The following is a 16,400-nucleotide window of genomic DNA, read 5'->3' on the forward strand; positions in this document are numbered from 1 at the left end:
ACGGCGGGCCGATTGCCGTGCTGCCGGCGCATTACCGGGTGCTGCGCGACGCCGTGCTGGCCGGCGATGAGGAAACCGCGGCCGCGGCACGGGCCGCGTTGGCTCCGCTCATGGCCTATTTCGGGTCGTTGCGACCGCTCAGCAATCTCTACTCGTTGGCGAGGGCCGCCGGGATCGACGCGGGCGATCCGCGGCTGCCGCTGCACCCGTTGCCCGGGAGCAGCCGCCGCGAACTCGCGCGCCTCCTCGAGGAGATCGAGGCGTTCCGCCCGGCTCACCGGGCGCCGGCCGGACAGTAGCGCCGGCGCCGCCGACTGGCCGGATTGGAGCGGGAACTTGCCCGCCTGAACGGCCGGACTGGAGCGGGAACTTGCCCGCCGGAACGGCGGGACTAGAGCGGGAACTTGCCCGTCGAACGGTCCCAGACGTTCGTGGCCGCGACGGTCAGCAGGGCGGAACCGAGCATGTGCAGCAGCACGAGGCCGACGGGCAGGCCGGTGAAGTGCTGGAGGTAACCGATGCCGCCTTGCAGCACGACCACGGCGGCCAGCCACCAAAGGGCGGTACGCAGTTGCGCGGAGGTGTCGCGGCGGTAGGCGAGCACCAGCGCCAGGACGATGGCCGCGACCAGCAGGTAGACGGGCACCACGTGGATCCGCGTGACCAGGTCCGCGCTGAAGTCGTGCCGCGGGGCACTGGCGTCGCCGGCATGCGGGCCCGTGCCGGTCACGATCGTGCCCAGCACGATGGAGGCAGCGGAGGTAGCGGCGATGGTCCAGCCCAGGGTTGCCTGGATGCGCGGGACCGGAGCGACGGCCACGGCGGAGCGGCCGCGCAGGTACATGCCGGTGCGGTTCACCAGCAGCGTGGCGACGGCCACCAGCGCCGCCGAGGCCAGGAAGTGCAGGCTCACCACCCACGGATTAAGGTCCGTCCATACGGTGATGCCGCCGATCAGGGCCTGCACCGGAATGACGCACAGCAGGGCAACCGCCAGGCCGAACAGGGTGCGGTGTGAACGGCGCATCCGCCACAGCGACACGAGCATGGCCACGGCGATGATGACCAGGATGAACGTTAGCGTGCGGTTGCCGAACTCGATCAGCCCGTGGATGCCCATCTCCGGCGTCGGCGTCATCGAACCGGGCACGCAGTTGGGCCACTCGGAGCAGCCCAGGCCGGACTTGGTCAACCGCACGGCGCCGCCGGTGATGATGATGCCCATCTGCGATACCAGCGAGGCGATGGCCAGCCCGTGCACGGTTCGAGTGACCGAGACGGGCAGCCGATCCTTGAGGTCGCGGGACTTCGGGGTGGCGGTGGTCATTGACTTAGCTCCATTTAAACCAGCGGATGGCGGCAAGGCTGGCCACTACGGTCCAGGCCAGCAGCACGATTGAGGCGGTGAGATTGAACTGCGCGTCGATCAGGGCGCTGCGCAGGGCGGCGCCCAAGGCGGTCGAGGGCAGCACGTGGGCGGCCGGCTCGAAAACGTCGGGCCAACTGGCCACCGGAAAGAGGATACCGCCGGCCGCGGCCAACAGCACCCACAGCAGGTTGGTGATCGCCAGCGTGGCTTCCGGCCGGACGGTACCGGCGATCAGGAGGCCCAGCGAGGTGAAAGCCGCGGCACCGAGCACCAGCTGCGCGGCCGCCGGCAGGAGGCCGCCGAGCGCGGGCTGCCATCCGAGGAAGAGGAGGGCTGTCCCGCCCACCACCACCACTTGGATGACCATGATGGCCAGCACGGCGAGGATCTTTCCCAGGATCAGGCCGCTCTGTCCCAACGGGGTGGTGGACAGGAAGCGCAGGACGCCGTAGCGGCGGTCGAAGCCGGTGGCGATTCCCTGGCCGGTCAGGGCCGTGGATACCGTGCACAAGGCCAGGACGCCCGGGGCGGCCATGGCGATCCTGTTGTCCGTGAAGGTGTCCAGCAACGGCGTGACGGTCAGGCCGATGAGCGCCAGAAGCGGCAGGATGATGGCGATCAGCAACTGCTCGCCGTTGCGCAGCATGCCCAACGTCTCGTAGCGGCCCTGCAGGGCGATCCGGCGGATCAAGGCGGCGGGCGCGCTCATCGCAGGTCCTTCCCGGAAATATCGAGGAAGACATCTTCCAGTGACCGCGGTGCCATGTGGATGGACGCCGGCATGACATTGTGGGCCGCCCACTCCGCCGCCAGGGCGGCCAGCACCGCGGGGGTGATGTGGCCGGCCACCATGTAGCGGCCGGGAACGTTCTCGACGGCGGTGAACGGCTCGGGCAGGGCGAAGGACAGGCCCGGAGCGGCATCGAAGGTCAGCAGGCGTTCGACGCCGGCGCTCTCATCCGTGGCCGCCGTGAGTTCGGCCACCGTGCCGTGCACCACGGTCCTGCCGGCATCGATGATGAAGACGTAGTCGGCCAGCCGCTGGGCGTCGTCCATGAGATGCGTGGTGAGGATGATGGCCAGGCCCTCGGCCCGGAGTTCCTGGATTAGCTCGAACACCACGGCCCGGGACTGCGGATCCAGGCCGGCGCTCGGTTCGTCCAGGAAGAGGACCTCCGGATCGCCGACCAGGGCGGCGGCCAGCGCGACCCGCTGTTTCTGCCCGCCGGAGAGCCTGCGGATGGGTGTGTTGGCGAAACCGTTGATGCCCAGCCGCTCCGCCAGTTCGTCCACGCTGCGGGGGTCCTGGTACATCCCGGCAACGTGCTGGAGCAGGGCCAGCGGCCGGATGGCCTGCGGCAGGCCGCCTTCCTGCAGCATGACGCCGACCCGGCTGCGCAGCTCGGCTCCCGCCTGGTAGGGGTCCTGGCCGAGCAGGCGGACCGTCCCGCCGTTGGGGCGCATCAGGCCCTGCGCGCAGGCTAAGGTGGTGGTCTTGCCCGCGCCGTTGGGCCCGAGCAGTGCCGTGACCTGCCCGGGATAGGCGCGCAGGTGGACCCCGTCGATCACGCGGATCATCTTGTTGTCCAGGGCCTCCACCGGTCCCAGATCTTTCACGAGTCCCTGGATATCCAGGCAGGGTTCGGAGGTAGGCACCCGAACATTCTACGGGACGTAGAGCGGTCGACGCAGAGCACGCTCCGCTAAGGCCTGCCTTACTGGTAGCGCGGAATAGAATACGTCATGATTGTGTTGTGTATTCCATGACCAGTAGTGCTTCTTTGCGTGCCCAGGCACCGGAGTCCGAGGAGCGGACCCGGGACCGGGTGTTGAATGCCGTTTTGGAACACGGACCCGTCAGCGCCGCCGGGCTCGGCGAGATACTGGGCTTCACTCCCGCCGCCGTGCGGCGCCATCTGGACGCCCTGTCCCGCAAGGGCCTGATCGAGGTCAAGCTCACCGCGAATTCGGCCAGCGGTGCCGGCCGCCCGGCCCGCAAGTACGTGCTGAGCCGGCAGGGCCAGACCCGGCTCGGCAACGACTACCTGGATATTGCGCGTACCGCATTGGCGGCCCTGGGCGAGGCCGCCGGCCGCGAGGCGGTCGCCGAGTTCGCGCGGAACCGCTACCGGGACATGGAAGAACGCTACCGCCCGGTGGTAGAGGCCGCAGGGCCCGGAATCGAAGAGCGGGCCAAGGCGCTGGCGGAGGCGCTGAGCGCCGACGGCTTCGTCGGGTCCACCAACGTGGTGGGAACCCAGGCGCCGCACAGCACCATGCTGGCCGTGCAGCTGTGCCAGGGGCACTGCCCGGTGCAGCAGCTGGCAGCGGATTTCCCGGACTTCTGCGACAGCGAAACCGAAGTTTTTTCCCGGCTGCTAGGGGTGGATGTCAGGCGACTGTCCACGCTGGCCAGCGGGGGACATGTGTGTACGACCCACATCCCGGTGGGTCGAACAAGGTCTGCGGTTCGACCCGTCGAACCGGCGACAGGCACGAGACGAGTATCCATCAATCTGCAAGAGAGGCCGTGATGACGGACCAAGTGGATCAGAGCATGAGGAACGCGGTCGGGACGACCGACGTAGCCGACACCACCATTTCCGAAATCCTGGAAAAGAACCCCGAGCTGCATGGCATCGGAACCTACGAATACGGCTGGTCCGACGCCGACACCGCCGGCGCCAACGCCCGCCGCGGCCTGAATGAAGAAGTGGTCCGCGACATCTCGGCCAAGAAGGGCGAGCCGCAGTGGATGCTGGACCTGCGTTTGAAGGGCTTGAAGTACTTCGACCGCAAGCCGATGCCCACTTGGGGCGCCGACCTGTCCGGCATCGACTTCGACAACATCAAGTACTTTGTCCGGTCCACGGAGAAGCAGGCCAAGACGTGGGAGGACCTGCCCGAGGACATCCGGGTCACCTACGAAAAGCTGGGCATCCCCGAGGCCGAGCGTGAGCGCCTGGTTTCCGGCGTCGCCGCCCAGTACGAGTCCGAGGTCGTCTACCACCAGCTGCGCGAAGACCTGGAAGCCCAGGGCGTGATCTTCCTGGACACCGACACCGGCCTGAAGGAACACCCGGAGATCTTCCAGGAGTACTTCGGCTCGGTCATCCCGGTGGGCGACAACAAGTTCGCCTCGCTGAACACCGCCGTCTGGTCCGGTGGCTCCTTCGTCTACGTCCCCAAGGGCGTCCACGTCGATATCCCGCTGCAGGCCTACTTCCGGATCAACACCGAGAACATGGGCCAGTTCGAGCGCACGCTGATCATCGCCGACGAAGACTCCTACGTGCATTACATCGAGGGCTGCACGGCGCCGATCTACAGCTCGGACTCGCTGCACTCCGCCGTCGTCGAGATCATCGTGAAGAAGGGCGCGCGCGTCCGGTACACGACGATTCAGAACTGGTCGAACAACGTGTACAACCTGGTGACCAAGCGGGCCATCGCCCACGAGGGCGCCACCATGGAGTGGGTCGACGGCAACATCGGCTCCAAGGTCACCATGAAGTACCCGGCGGTCTACCTCACCGGTGAGCACGCCAAGGGCGAAACGCTGTCCATCGCCTTCGCCGGCGCGGGCCAGCACCAGGACACCGGCTCGAAGATGGTCCACATTGCGCCGAACACGTCCAGCGCCATCGTGGCCAAGTCCGTGGCCCGCGGCGGCGGCCGCTCGGCCTACCGCGGCCTGGTCCAGGTGCGCGAGGGCGCGAAGAACACGAAGAACAGCGTGGTCTGCGACGCCCTGCTGGTGGACACCATCTCGCGCTCGGACACGTACCCGTACATCGACGTCCGCGAGGACGACGTCACCATGGGCCACGAGGCGACCGTGTCCCGGGTCAGCGAAGAGCAGCTGTTCTACCTGATGACGCGCGGCATGGCCGAAGACGAAGCCATGGCGATGATCGTGCGCGGCTTCATCGAACCGATCGCCCGCGAGCTGCCGATGGAATACGCCCTCGAGCTGAACCGCTTGATTGAACTGCAGATGGAAGGATCCGTAGGTTAATGACTGAGATCACTGAGAAGGCACGTATCGGTGCTCCGGCCATCGACGGATTCACGGAGGAAGGCGAAAATCTCTCCCCGGCCAACGCCGCCGCCGGCCCGCTGGCCGGCGACAGCGCCAAGAGCCACAGCCACGGAGGCGGCGTCGGCGTTCCGGACAGCTCCCGCGCCGGCCGCCTGACCTCGTACAAGGCCGAAGACTTCGGCACGCTGACGGGACGCGAGGAAGACTGGCGGTTCACCCCGCTCAAGCGCCTGCGCGGCCTGCAGAGCGACGCGCTGACCGGTACCGCCCCGGCGGTCACCGTTACCGGTCCCGAAGGCGCCGAGCTGCCGGCCGGCGTCCTGGTCGAGACCGTGGGCCGGGCCGATGCCCGCATCGGCGTCGCGGGCATCCCCGAGGACCGCGTCTCGGCCGCGGCCTGGGAGGCCTTCAGCGAAGCGACAGTGGTGACCATCCCGGCCGAGGCCCAGCTGGACTCCGGCGTCGCCGTGGTGGTGGAAGGCAACAGCACCGAGCTTTCCGCACAGCACCTGGTCATCGTGGCCGAAAAGTTCTCCAAGGCCGTCGTCGTGCTGGACCACAAGGGCAGCGCCACGGTCTCGCAGAACGTGGAGATCGACGTGCAGGACGGCGCCGACCTCACCGTGGTCTCGGTGCAGGAATGGGCCGACGACGCCGTTCACGCCTCCTCGCAGCAAGCCCGCGTGGGCCGTGACGCGAAGTTCAAGCACGTGACCGTGAGCCTGGGCGGCGACCTGGTCCGCGTCACGCCGTCCACCCGGTTCACCGCCACCGGCGGCGACGTGGAAATGTACGGCCTGTACTTCGCCGACGCCGGACAGCACCTTGAGCACCGCCTGTTCGTGGACCACGCGGTCCCGAACTGCAAGTCGCGGGTGCTGTACAAGGGCGCCCTGCAGGGCAAGAACGCGCACACCGTCTGGGTGGGCGACGTGCTGATCCGCAAGGAAGCCGAGGGCACCGACAGCTACGAGGCAAACCGGAACCTGGTGCTGACCGACGGCGCGCGCGCCGACTCGGTGCCGAACCTCGAAATCGAGACCGGCCTGATCGAAGGCGCCGGCCACGCCAGCACCACCGGCCGCTTCGACGACGAGCACCTGTTCTACCTGATGGCACGCGGCATCCCGCAGGACGTCGCCCGCCGCCTGGTGGTCCGCGGGTTCCTCAACGAGGTCATTCAGCAGATCCGGGTGCCCGCCCTCGAAGAGCGCCTCAACGCGGCACTCGAGCGGGAACTCGAGGCGGGCAACCTCTGATGAGCGGGACTCCGCGCGGCGAACTGGTGTGCCAAGCCTCTGACATCCAGGTCAACCAGGCAGTGCGCATCCTGATCGATGACTACCCGGTAGCCATCGTCAGGGACTCCGAGGGCGAACTCCACGCCATCGGAGACACCTGTTCGCACGCGGACGTTTCCCTCTCCGAAGGCGACGTCGAAGGCTGCGCGATCGAATGCTGGGGCCACGGTTCCCAGTTCGATTTGCGCACCGGCGAGCCGCTGAGCCTGCCGGCGTTCGAACCCGTCCCGGTGTTCGCGCTGGCGCTCGACGGCGACAGCGTCTACGTGGACGTCACGACCGTCCTCAACGGGGCTCCTGCCCCGGACCTCAACTAAAAACTTCCATCACGTGAACGGCGCCCGCCCGCACCGGGCGCAAAGGAGAAAGCAGACAGATGTCTACTCTTGAAATCAAGGACCTGCACGTCAGCATTGACACCGAGCAGGGCAGCAAGCAGATCCTCAAGGGCGTGTCCCTGACGATCAACACCGGCGAAATCCACGCCATCATGGGCCCAAACGGTTCCGGCAAGTCCACCCTGGCGGCCACCATCGCCGGCCACCCGCGCTACAACGTCGACTCCGGCTCCATCACCATGGACGGCGAAGACGTGCTGGCCATGAGCGTGGACGAGCGCGCCCGCGCCGGCCTGTTCCTGGCCATGCAGTACCCGGTCGAGGTACCCGGCGTGACCATGACCAACTTCCTGCGCACCGCCAAGACCGCACTCGACGGCGAGGCCCCGAAGCTGCGTACCTGGACCAAGGACGTCAAGGAAGCGATGAGCCAGCTGCGCATCGACGCCGACTTCGCCCAGCGCAACGTGAACGAGGGCTTCTCCGGCGGCGAGAAGAAGCGCGTGGAGATCCTCCAGCTCGAACTCTTCAAGCCCAAGTTCGCCATCATGGACGAAACCGACTCCGGCCTGGACGTGGATGCGCTCAAGGTGGTCTCCGAAGGCCACAACCGCGTGCATGCCGGCGGCGCGATGGGCACCCTGCTCATCACCCACTACACGCGCATCCTGCGCTACATCAAGCCCGACTTCGTGCACGTCTTCGTGGATGGCCACATCGCCGAAGAGGGCGGCCCCGAGCTGGCCGACCGTCTCGAAGAAGAGGGCTACGACCGCTACCTGACAGCAGCGAAGGCCTGATCATGACCGAAGCCAATGCCCCGCAGACGTCCCTGGAGGACGTCGAGGAAGCGCTCAAGGACGTCATCGACCCTGAGCTGGGCGTCAACATCGTGGACCTCGGCCTGCTGTACGGGCTGAAGTACGCCGACGACGGTGCCCTGCTCATCGACATGACGCTGACCACCGCCGCCTGCCCGCTCACCGACGTCCTCGAGGAGCAGACCGGCCAGGCGCTGGACGGCGTGGTGGACGAGTGGCGCCTCAACTGGGTATGGATGCCGCCGTGGGGTCCGGAACGGATCACCGACGACGGCCGCGACCAGATGCGCGCCCTCGGCTTTAATATCTGATTCGACGAATCGACGGCGGACCGGTCACCTTCGGGTGGCCGGTCCGCTCCTGTCTTGACACCGTCCCGCGGGCTAGGATCGGGTCATGAGTGCGTCGAGTGCGGCATCAAAGCGACGGCGGGGACGCTATGACGAGGTCCACGTCGCCGCCGCCTACCACGGGTTGACCGCGCTGCTGGCCGTCGTGGGCCTCGCCGTCGGAATCACGGCCGTGCCGACGGCGCCCGGCTATGCCGCCGCCGCCCCGCATGCCTGGTGGAACTACGCCAGTGCCCCGGGAGTGCAGGCCGCGCTGCTGGTCTTTGTGGTGAGCCTGACGCTGCTGATGGATTCGACCATGGCCGGGGGACGGCTCTGGCGGGCCGCCCGGACCGCCACCCTGGCGGCCATGCTGCTGGTCTTCCTGGCCCAGTTCACCCCGTTCCGCGGTTTTCCCGAAACCGCCGGGCTCACCGCGGCCGGAGTGATGGCGGACCGGCTCCTGCATTACGTGCTGCCCGTCGTCGTCCTGACCGGCTGGCTGATCTTCGGTCCGCGGCCCCGCATCGGCGCCGGCGCCGTGACGGTCGGGCTGGCCTTCCCGGGTTTCTGGCTGCTCTGGACGGGCATCAGGGGTGCCGTGACGGGCTGGCTGCCGTACAGCCCCGGGACGGCGGGGCTGGGGGAGCTGCTGATGACAGGCATCGGCCTGATCCTGGTCTGGCTGGGGGCGGGCATGGTCTTCCTGTTGCTGGACACGACGATGGGCCGCGAGCCCGACGGTTATCTTCCGGGATTCGGCCCCGGGGATCCCGGCGACGGCCGGGCCGGGACCTCCGGGGGTGCACCGCCGTTTGCCGCGGGCGGCATCCGGGAGTCGGACCCGGTGGACCCACGGGACCTGTAGCTTTCGCGGGCTGGGTCCGGGACCTGTAGCCTTCGAACCCGCGTCAGGCGGGGCGGTCGAGGTCCGGGGCCAAAAAGGTGTCGCACCGGCCGGCGTCGCCGGTTTGGTAGCCGTGCAGGAACCAGCGCTGCCGCTGCTCGCTGGAGCCATGCGTCCAGGTGTGGGGGTTGACCTGCCCCGCGGCAGCTTGCTGGATGCGGTCGTCGCCCACGGCAGCCGCGGCGGAGAGTGCGTCCTGCAGGTCCCGCTGGGTCAGCGGCTGCATGAAGGGCTGCCCGGTCCTTTCGTCGATCTGCTCGGTGGCGTTGCCTGCCCACACCCCGGCATAGCAGTCAGCCTGCAGCTCCACCCGGACTGCACCGGACTCGGGACCCTGGGGATCCTGCCGGGCGTAGCCGATGGCCCCGGTCAGGTTTTGGATGTGGTGCCCGAACTCGTGCGCCACCACATACTCCTCGGCCAGCGGCCCGCCGCTGGCGCCAAAGCGGGTGGTCAGCTCGGTGAAGAAGGAGGTGTCAAAGTACGCGGTCTGGTCGGATGGACAGTAAAACGGGCCCACGGCGCTGCTGGCCCTGCCGCAGCCGGTGCTGACGCCGCCGTCGAACAGGACGGTCTGCGGGGCCGGGTACTGCATGTTGTAGCGGGGGAGGTAGCCGGCCCAGAAATCGTTGAGGCTGTTGACGGTCCCCACGATGCGGCAGTCGGTGCGCTCGTTGGCGTCGGCGCCGGTGCGGCACTCTTCCTGCAGGGCCGGACCACCCGGCTGCTGCTGTTCCTGGCCGGCGCCCAGGCCGAACCCTTCCAGCACTTCGGGCGGAACGCCCAGGAGGCTGGCAATGAGGACCAAAAGGCCGCCGCCGCCGATGGCGATCTTGCCGCCCAGGCCGCCGCGACGGTCCTGGACCTGTGACGTATCCAACCGGGAGCCGCGGGAGAAACTCATTCGCCAAGGATAACCGTCCGATCAGAGCGGGGCGGAGGGGTGGGGACGGCGTGGGTTGCCGGTAGACTGGAAAGGTTGATTTCCGCCCGTCCCGTCTGGACGGCGCCCGGGCATCCCTCCCGCACCCCTTCGAAAGGCTTCCACTGTGATTACCGTCAACGATCTTGAGCTGCGTGCCGGGGCCCGTCTGCTCATGGAGGCGGTGTCCTTCCGTGTGGACAAGGGCGACAAGGTGGGGCTGGTGGGCCGCAACGGCGCCGGCAAGACCACGCTGACCCGCGTCCTCGCCGGAGAAGGCATGCCTGCCGCCGGGACCGTGGTGCGCACCGGTGAGATCGGTTACCTGCCCCAGGATCCGCGGACCCCCGACATGGAACAGCTGGCCCGCGACCGGATCCTCTCGGTGCGGGGCCTCGACGTGGTGACCCGCAAGCTGCGGGAAGCGCAGTCGGAGATGGCCAGCACCGATGCCGACGTCCAGGCCAAGGCGATGCGCCGCTACGACCGGCTGGAGGCCGAATTCATCTCCGGCGGCGGTTACGCGGCCGAGGCCGAGGCAGCCGCCATCTCCTCCAACCTGGCCCTGCCGGAGCGGATCCTGAACCAGCCCCTGCGGACGCTGTCCGGCGGCCAGCGCCGCCGCGTAGAGCTGGCCAGGATTCTGTATTCCGGTGCCGACACCATGCTCCTCGACGAGCCGACCAACCACCTCGACGCCGACTCGATCAGCTGGCTGCGCGAGTTCCTGAAAAACCACCAGGGCGGGCTGATCGTGATCAGCCACGACACCGGGCTGCTGGAAGCGACCGTCAACAAGGTCTTCCACCTGGACGCCAACCGCGCCACCATCGACATCTACAACATGAACTGGAAGCGCTACCTGTCCCAGCGCGAGACCGACGAGCGGGCCCGTAAACGTGAGCGCGCCAACGCCGAAAAGAAGGCCCAGGTCCTCATGGACCAGGCGAACAAGATGCGCGCCAAGGCCACCAAGGCGGTAGCGGCCCAGAACATGGCCAAGCGCGCCGAACGCCTGCTCAGCGGCCTGGACGAGGTGCGCGCACAGGACAAGGTGGCGGCGCTGCGCTTCCCCGATCCCGCACCCTGCGGCAAGACTCCGCTCACCGCCGAAGGCCTGAGCAAGTCCTACGGCTCGTTGGAGATCTTCACCGATGTGGACCTGGCCATAGACCGCGGTTCCCGCGTGGTGATCCTGGGCCTGAACGGCGCCGGCAAAACCACGCTGCTGCGCATGCTGGCCGGAGTGGACACCCCCGACACCGGCGATGTGCTGCCCGGCCACGGACTGAAGATCGGCTACTACGCCCAGGAACACGAAACCCTGGACGTGGACCGGACCGTGCTGGAGAACATGCGCACGGCCGCCCCCGACCTGCAGGATGCAGAGGTGCGGAACATCCTCGGTTCCTTCCTGTTCTCCGGGGACGACGTGAACAAGCCTGCAGGCGTACTGTCCGGTGGCGAAAAGACCCGGCTCGCCCTGGCCACCATCGTCGCGTCGTCGGCCAATGTGCTGCTGCTGGATGAGCCGACCAACAACCTGGACCCCGCCAGCCGGGCGGAAATCCTGGGCGCACTGCGCAACTACAGCGGCGCCGTTGTCATGGTGAGCCACGACGAAGGGGCGGTGGAGGCCCTGAACCCGGAGCGCGTCGTGCTGCTGCCGGACGGCGTCGAAGACCTCTGGAACGAGGACTACCTGGACCTGGTCACCCTGGCCTGATTCCGGCCGCAGCGCCGTCGCAATCGGAATTGCCAAGGCGCGCATCGCCGAGCGAGGAACGAGCGCAAGGGAGCAGCGAGGGACCCGGTCTGAGCTTGCGAAGGCCGGGTAGCTGCGACCGCTAAGCGCCGTGCAATTTCGGTTATAGACGGCGCTCCAGTTCAATCCTCGCGGCTGAGCAGGGTGCCGTCGGTGCGGAACCCCTGGGCGTCCAGCAGGGCGTCTTCCTCTTCTTCGGCCGTCGGCCGCTTGCTCCGGCGTTTCGGGGCAGCGGCGCGCGGCGCCGGATTGGCCTGGTGGTATCCGCTCAGCGCCTCCTCTTCCTCCGCGTACCGGCTTTGGTGCGCCTGCTGGCGGGCGGCATAGCCGTAGCCGACAAACAGCAGCACGCCGAAGGCGTACCACTGCATGGAGTACGACAGGTGCGGTCCTTCGTCGATGGCCGGTTTGGGGATCTGCACGGGCTGCACGGCAGCGGCGGGGGATTCCGCCGCCATCAGGCCGTAGCTGCCCGTATGCACCGGGTAGCCCAGCTCCGCGGCATAGGCGTCCAGGTGAATGGACGCGAGCTGGCCGTCCGGGGCCCCGCGGCTGACCGGGCCTTCGCCTGGCTTGACGCGCGCGACGACGGTGACGTCGCCTTTCGGGGCGGCGGGAATGGTGTCCGGATGGCCGGCCTGGTTGTTGCCGATCGGGAGCCAGCCCCGGTTGATCACCACGGCGCTGCCGTCCTCGAGGCGCAGCGGGACAAGTACCTCGTAGCCCGGCCGGCCGTTCAGCGGGCGGTTGCGCACGATCCGCTGCCCGGCGTCGTCGTACTCGCCGGAGAGGACCACCGGCGTCCACTCCACCGCGTCATCGGCGCTGGCGAAGATGTCCGGCACCTCGCTGAACGGCACCGGATCGGCGTCGTAATTGTTCTCCACCGCTGCGATGACGTCGCGGGCCTGGTCCCGGCGGTCCATCTGCCAGTTGCCCAGCAGCACGCACACCGCGGCCAGCAGGGCAACGATCAGCAGCCAGCCCAGCCACTTGCCGCTGAGCAGGAATCGGTAGGACATTCAGGCACCTTCCAAGGGGAGCGTTTCGCGCCAGAGGCTGCGCTGGATGAGATAGTCCTGCAGCCACTCCCGGTGTCCGCCGCACGCCAGCCAGATTTTGCGGCGCTCGGGGGTATGGATTTTCGGGTTGTTCCACAGCAGCTGCCACTGCGCGGCCTGGCGGCAGCCCTTCCGCGAACAGACGGGGGAGTCGGCCGCGACCCCGCCGCCGAGTTGGTCCAGGAGGTTCACGCGGCCGCCCTCCACCGGCGCCGTTTGGTGACGGGGCTCAGGTTTCCGGTGAATTCGGCCGGCCGGTCGTCGGCGCGGGAATCCTCCTGCGCGGCAGCGTCAGCAGCGGCGGGCCCGTCGGCCGCTGCCCGGCCCGGGCGCGACTCAGGCTCGGACCCGTACCCGGCGGAGGCGGGAGGCGCGGGCGGGGAAGACGGGCCGGGGCTGCCGTCCGGTCCCGGCCCGGCGTCGTCGATAAGTTCCCCGGTCAGGACTTCGTCCTGGTCGGCCCCTGCGTCTCCCGTCCGGGTGGAGGGTGCCTCCAACTCCGGCTGCGGCGCCTGGTCCAGCAGGGCGGTGCTGTGCTGCAGGTTCGATTTGTCGCTGCCGCCGTTCGCGATGATCACGGCGATCCACGGCAGGAAGACGGCGCCGCCGACGAAGAACCAGCGGACCCAGCTGTCGATGAAGAAGAAGAGCAGCAAACAGGCCAGCCGGATACCCATGGCGAGCGTGTACTGGACCATGCGCCGGTGCATTTCATCGGTATGGCTTTCGGGGACGTCCGTAATGCTCAGGACTTCCGGCTTCTCGTCGGGCTGCTTGCTCATCACACTCCATTAGGGCTGTATCAATTCTCCCACGATGGCCGGAATGTCTAAAGCCGCGCGACGATGACCGGCGGGGGGATATCCCGGGCTAGGATTCCATAGGAAAAGAGCAGCTTGATGGAGGTAAGAGTGAGCAACGACGAGCAGTCCGGCCGCAGCGTGCTGGTCACCGGCGGCAACAGGGGAATCGGGCTGGCGATTGCCCGGGCCTTCGAAGCGAACGGGGACAAGGTGGCGATCACCTACCGCAGCGGCGAGGTTCCCGACGGACTCCTGGGCGTGAAGGCCGATGTGACCGATGCCGCGTCCGTGGACGCCGCCTTCACCGAGGTCGAGGCTGCCCACGGTCCTGTGGAGGTCCTGGTCGCCAACGCCGGCGTTACCCGCGACATGCTGCTGCTGCGGATGAGCGAAGAAGACTTCACCAGCGTGGTGGATACCAACCTTTCCGGCGCGTTCAGGGTGATCAAGCGGGCCTCCAAGGGCATGATCCGGCTGCGGAAGGGCCGCGTGGTGCTGATCTCCTCGGTGGTGGGCCTCTACGGGTCGCCCGGCCAGATCAACTATGCCGCGTCCAAGGCCGGCCTGGTGGGCATCGCCCGTTCGCTGACCCGCGAGCTCGGATCGCGCAACATCACCGCCAACGTGGTGGCCCCGGGCTTCGTCAACACGGAAATGACGGCCGTGCTGCCGGAGGACACGCAGAAGAACTACCTGGCGTCCATCCCGGCCGGCCGCTTCGCCGAACCCGAAGAAGTCGCGAAGGTGGTCCGCTGGATAGCCAGCGACGAAGCCGCCTACATCTCCGGCGCGGTCATCCCGGTGGACGGCGGATTGGGAATGGGCCACTAGGCAACTCAGGCAGGTGTTCGGGCCGCGTTTTGTCGGCTCTCGACAACGGATAAGGCTTCGGGGACTGGCAAGATGGAACCCGAAGCCTTTTCCGGTTGGGCGTTTCCTACAACGCGCCCGGCCGGACCACCACTGAAAACCTCGAGGAGCAGCCATGGGCGCACTGGACGGCAAAGCAGCAATCGTAACGGGATCATCGCGCGGTATCGGCGCCGAGGTGGCCAAGCTCCTGGCCGCCGAGGGAGCGTCGGTGGTGGTCAACTACCGCCAGAAGGCACCCCGCGCGAACAAGGTCGTGGCCCAGATCGAAGAAGCCGGCGGCCGCGCCATCGCCGTTGCCGCCGACCTCACCGCGGCAGAGGGCGCCGACGCACTGGTCGAGGCCGCCCGGCAGAACTTCGGCGGCGTCAATGTGCTGGTGCTCAACGCGTCGGGCGGCATGGAGTCCAGCATGGGCGAGGACTATGCCCTGCGCCTGAACCGCGACGCGCAGGTAAACATGCTCAAGGCCGCGGCCGAGGCGATGCCGGCCGGCTCCCGGGTCGTGTTCGTCACCAGCCACCAGGCCCACTTCATCCGTACCGTGCCGACCATGCCGGAGTACGAGCCGGTGGCCCTGAGCAAGCGCGCCGGCGAAGACGCTCTGCGCGAACTGCTGCCGGAACTGGACGCCAAGGGCATCTCGCTGGTGGTCGTATCCGGCGACATGATCGAAGGCACGGTGACCGCGACCCTGTTGGACCGTGCCCGCCCCGGCGCGATCGAGGCCCGCCGCGCGGAGGCCGGCAAACTCTACTCGGTGGAAGAATTCGGCGCGGAAGTGGCCAAGATGGTCACCGCCGACGTCCCCTCCGGGCACACGGAATACGTGGGCGGGGCCGAGTCCTTCCTGCAGGCGCAGGACTAAGGCCCGCGGAGCCGGACTACTCCCGGACCAGTTGGCGCGCGGCCGCGGCTATATGCCGCGCCGAGATGCCCGCCGCGTCCAGCAGGTCCCGTGGCGCACCGGACGTCGGCAAGCCTTCCACGGCCAGCCGGACCAGTCTGAGGTCCGGTACCCGCGCCTGGGTCAGGGAATCGGCGACGGCCGAACCGAGCCCGCCTTCGGGATAGTGGTCCTCCACCGTGATGATCCGGCCGCCCGTGGCCCGGCACGCCGACAGCAGCGTCTGGTGGTCGATGGGCTTGATCGAATAGAGATCGACCACCCGCGCGCCGATGCCGTCGTCGGCCAGCTGGGCGGACGCGGCCAGGCACTCGTGCAGGGTGACGCCCGCTCCGACGAGGGTGACGGCGTCGTCGTCCGTCGCCCGGTGCACCTTCGCCCCGCCGATGGGGAATTCTTCGCCCTCCCCGTACAGCACGGGGTAGTCGCCCCGCGTGGCCCGGAGGTAGCAGATGCCGGAAGTGTCCGCCATGGCGCGGACCAAACCGGCGGTCGAGGGCGCGTCGGCGGGGTAGAGGACGGTCGAGGTGTGGATCGCCCGCATCGCGGCCAGGTCCTCCAGCGCCATCTGCGACGGCCCGTCCTGGCCGATTTCGACGCCGGCATGGGTGCCGACCAGGCGGATGTCCACCTCGGATACCCCGGCCATCCGGATGAAGTCGTAACCGCGGGAGACGAGGAACGCCGCAAAACTGGCGGCAAACGGCACATACCCGCGCACGGAGAGCCCGGCCGCCGCCGCCACCATCTGCTGTTCGGAGATGAACATTTCGAAGAAACGCTCGGGCGCGGCCTTGCTGAACTCCCCGGCCTTGGTGGAGTTGCCCACCTCGCCGTCCAGGACCACCACCTCGGGCCGGGCGGCGAGAGCGGCCAGAGCCTCGCCGAACGCGGTCCGGGTGGCGACGGAATCGCCCGCCGTGTAGGCGGGCAGCGCGACGGCGGCCCCGGGGTCGGGCGTGATG

General features: G+C 68.1%; 18 protein-coding genes and 1 pseudogene. 11 read left to right on the forward strand and 8 right to left on the reverse strand.

Annotated features, from left to right (window positions below):
• A pseudogene (locus AC5RV2_RS07495) lies at positions 1-299 on the forward strand (dihydrodipicolinate synthase family protein); the annotation flags it as partial.
• A gap of 92 nt (positions 300-391) precedes the next feature.
• On the opposite strand, the gene AC5RV2_RS07500 reads toward AC5RV2_RS07495, so the two are convergent.
• From AC5RV2_RS07500 to AC5RV2_RS07510, 3 genes are read right to left on the reverse strand one after another with little or no spacing between them, the layout of a single operon-like run.
• The gene (locus AC5RV2_RS07500; RefSeq protein ID WP_494091848.1) at positions 392-1,327 is read right to left on the reverse strand and encodes a COX15/CtaA family protein; all 936 of its coding nucleotides are present in this window, start codon (positions 1,325-1,327) and stop codon (positions 392-394) included.
• A 4-nt stretch (positions 1,328-1,331) separates the two neighbouring features.
• The gene (locus AC5RV2_RS07505; RefSeq protein ID WP_494091849.1) at positions 1,332-2,078 is read right to left on the reverse strand and encodes an ABC transporter permease; all 747 of its coding nucleotides are present in this window, start codon (positions 2,076-2,078) and stop codon (positions 1,332-1,334) included.
• A complete protein-coding gene (locus AC5RV2_RS07510) occupies positions 2,075-2,947 on the reverse strand; it encodes an ABC transporter ATP-binding protein (protein WP_494091860.1) in 873 nt (290 codons plus the stop codon). Before AC5RV2_RS07510 ends, AC5RV2_RS07505 begins: the two co-directional genes overlap by 4 nt.
• Positions 2,948-3,132: 185 nt before the next feature.
• Here AC5RV2_RS07510 and AC5RV2_RS07515 point away from each other — a divergent pair, with 185 nt between their 5' ends.
• From AC5RV2_RS07515 to AC5RV2_RS07545, 7 genes are all read left to right on the forward strand, one after another.
• Complete coding sequence (locus AC5RV2_RS07515) at positions 3,133-3,903, forward strand: helix-turn-helix transcriptional regulator (protein WP_494091850.1); 771 nt, start codon at positions 3,133-3,135, stop codon at positions 3,901-3,903.
• The gene (gene sufB, locus AC5RV2_RS07520) at positions 3,903-5,387 is read left to right on the forward strand and encodes a Fe-S cluster assembly protein SufB (RefSeq protein ID WP_493987285.1); all 1,485 of its coding nucleotides are present in this window, start codon (positions 3,903-3,905) and stop codon (positions 5,385-5,387) included. Before AC5RV2_RS07515 ends, sufB begins: the two co-directional genes overlap by 1 nt.
• Positions 5,387-6,670 carry a Fe-S cluster assembly protein SufD gene (gene sufD, locus AC5RV2_RS07525; protein ID WP_494091851.1) on the forward strand — a complete coding sequence of 428 codons (1,284 nt, stop codon included), beginning with the start codon at positions 5,387-5,389 and terminating at the stop codon, positions 6,668-6,670. Before sufB ends, sufD begins: the two co-directional genes overlap by 1 nt.
• Positions 6,670-7,029, forward strand: coding sequence for a non-heme iron oxygenase ferredoxin subunit (locus AC5RV2_RS07530; RefSeq protein WP_494067771.1), 360 nt, complete (start codon positions 6,670-6,672; stop codon positions 7,027-7,029). Before sufD ends, AC5RV2_RS07530 begins: the two co-directional genes overlap by 1 nt.
• A gap of 59 nt (positions 7,030-7,088) precedes the next feature.
• The gene (gene sufC / locus AC5RV2_RS07535; RefSeq protein ID WP_493999656.1) at positions 7,089-7,850 is read left to right on the forward strand and encodes a Fe-S cluster assembly ATPase SufC; all 762 of its coding nucleotides are present in this window, start codon (positions 7,089-7,091) and stop codon (positions 7,848-7,850) included.
• A gap of 2 nt (positions 7,851-7,852) precedes the next feature.
• Positions 7,853-8,182 carry a metal-sulfur cluster assembly factor gene (locus AC5RV2_RS07540; RefSeq protein WP_493999657.1) on the forward strand — a complete coding sequence of 110 codons (330 nt, stop codon included), beginning with the start codon at positions 7,853-7,855 and terminating at the stop codon, positions 8,180-8,182.
• 85 nt (positions 8,183-8,267) lie between these two features.
• Positions 8,268-9,068 (forward strand): Pr6Pr family membrane protein, encoded by an 801-nt coding sequence (locus tag AC5RV2_RS07545; RefSeq protein WP_494091852.1) that lies wholly within the window; start codon positions 8,268-8,270, stop codon positions 9,066-9,068.
• 43 nt (positions 9,069-9,111) lie between these two features.
• Here the strand turns inward: AC5RV2_RS07545 and ypfJ are convergent, their stop codons facing one another.
• Entirely contained in the window at positions 9,112-10,011 is a 900-nt protein-coding gene (gene ypfJ, locus AC5RV2_RS07550) for a KPN_02809 family neutral zinc metallopeptidase (protein WP_494091853.1), read from the reverse strand.
• A gap of 145 nt (positions 10,012-10,156) precedes the next feature.
• On the opposite strand from ypfJ, the gene AC5RV2_RS07555 reads away from it, so the two are divergent.
• Complete coding sequence (locus AC5RV2_RS07555; RefSeq protein WP_493978514.1) at positions 10,157-11,755, forward strand: ABC-F family ATP-binding cassette domain-containing protein; 1,599 nt, start codon at positions 10,157-10,159, stop codon at positions 11,753-11,755.
• 161 nt (positions 11,756-11,916) lie between these two features.
• On the opposite strand, the gene AC5RV2_RS07560 is transcribed toward AC5RV2_RS07555, so the two are convergent.
• From AC5RV2_RS07560 to AC5RV2_RS07570, 3 genes are read right to left on the reverse strand one after another with little or no spacing between them, the layout of a single operon-like run.
• The gene (locus AC5RV2_RS07560) at positions 11,917-12,816 is read right to left on the reverse strand and encodes an SURF1 family cytochrome oxidase biogenesis protein (protein ID WP_494091854.1); all 900 of its coding nucleotides are present in this window, start codon (positions 12,814-12,816) and stop codon (positions 11,917-11,919) included.
• Entirely contained in the window at positions 12,817-13,047 is a 231-nt protein-coding gene (locus tag AC5RV2_RS07565) for a hypothetical protein (RefSeq protein WP_494091855.1), read from the reverse strand. It abuts the gene before it with no gap.
• A complete protein-coding gene (locus AC5RV2_RS07570; protein WP_494091856.1) occupies positions 13,044-13,637 on the reverse strand; it encodes a DUF3099 domain-containing protein in 594 nt (197 codons plus the stop codon). Before AC5RV2_RS07570 ends, AC5RV2_RS07565 begins: the two co-directional genes overlap by 4 nt.
• A 117-nt stretch (positions 13,638-13,754) precedes the next feature.
• Here AC5RV2_RS07570 and AC5RV2_RS07575 point away from each other — a divergent pair, with 117 nt between their 5' ends.
• Positions 13,755-14,489, forward strand: a complete 735-nt coding sequence (locus AC5RV2_RS07575) for a beta-ketoacyl-ACP reductase (protein ID WP_494091857.1) — start codon at positions 13,755-13,757, stop codon at positions 14,487-14,489.
• Between the two features lie 154 nt (positions 14,490-14,643).
• On the forward strand, positions 14,644-15,396 hold the full coding sequence (locus AC5RV2_RS07580) for an SDR family oxidoreductase (RefSeq protein WP_494091858.1): 753 nt from the start codon (positions 14,644-14,646) through the stop codon (positions 15,394-15,396).
• Between the two features lie 16 nt (positions 15,397-15,412).
• On the opposite strand, the gene AC5RV2_RS07585 is transcribed toward AC5RV2_RS07580, so the two are convergent.
• A partial coding sequence (locus AC5RV2_RS07585; protein ID WP_494091859.1) for a transketolase family protein occupies positions 15,413-16,400 on the reverse strand: 988 nt, incomplete at its 5' end.

This window comes from Arthrobacter sp. Y3225116 (assembly GCF_059091245.1).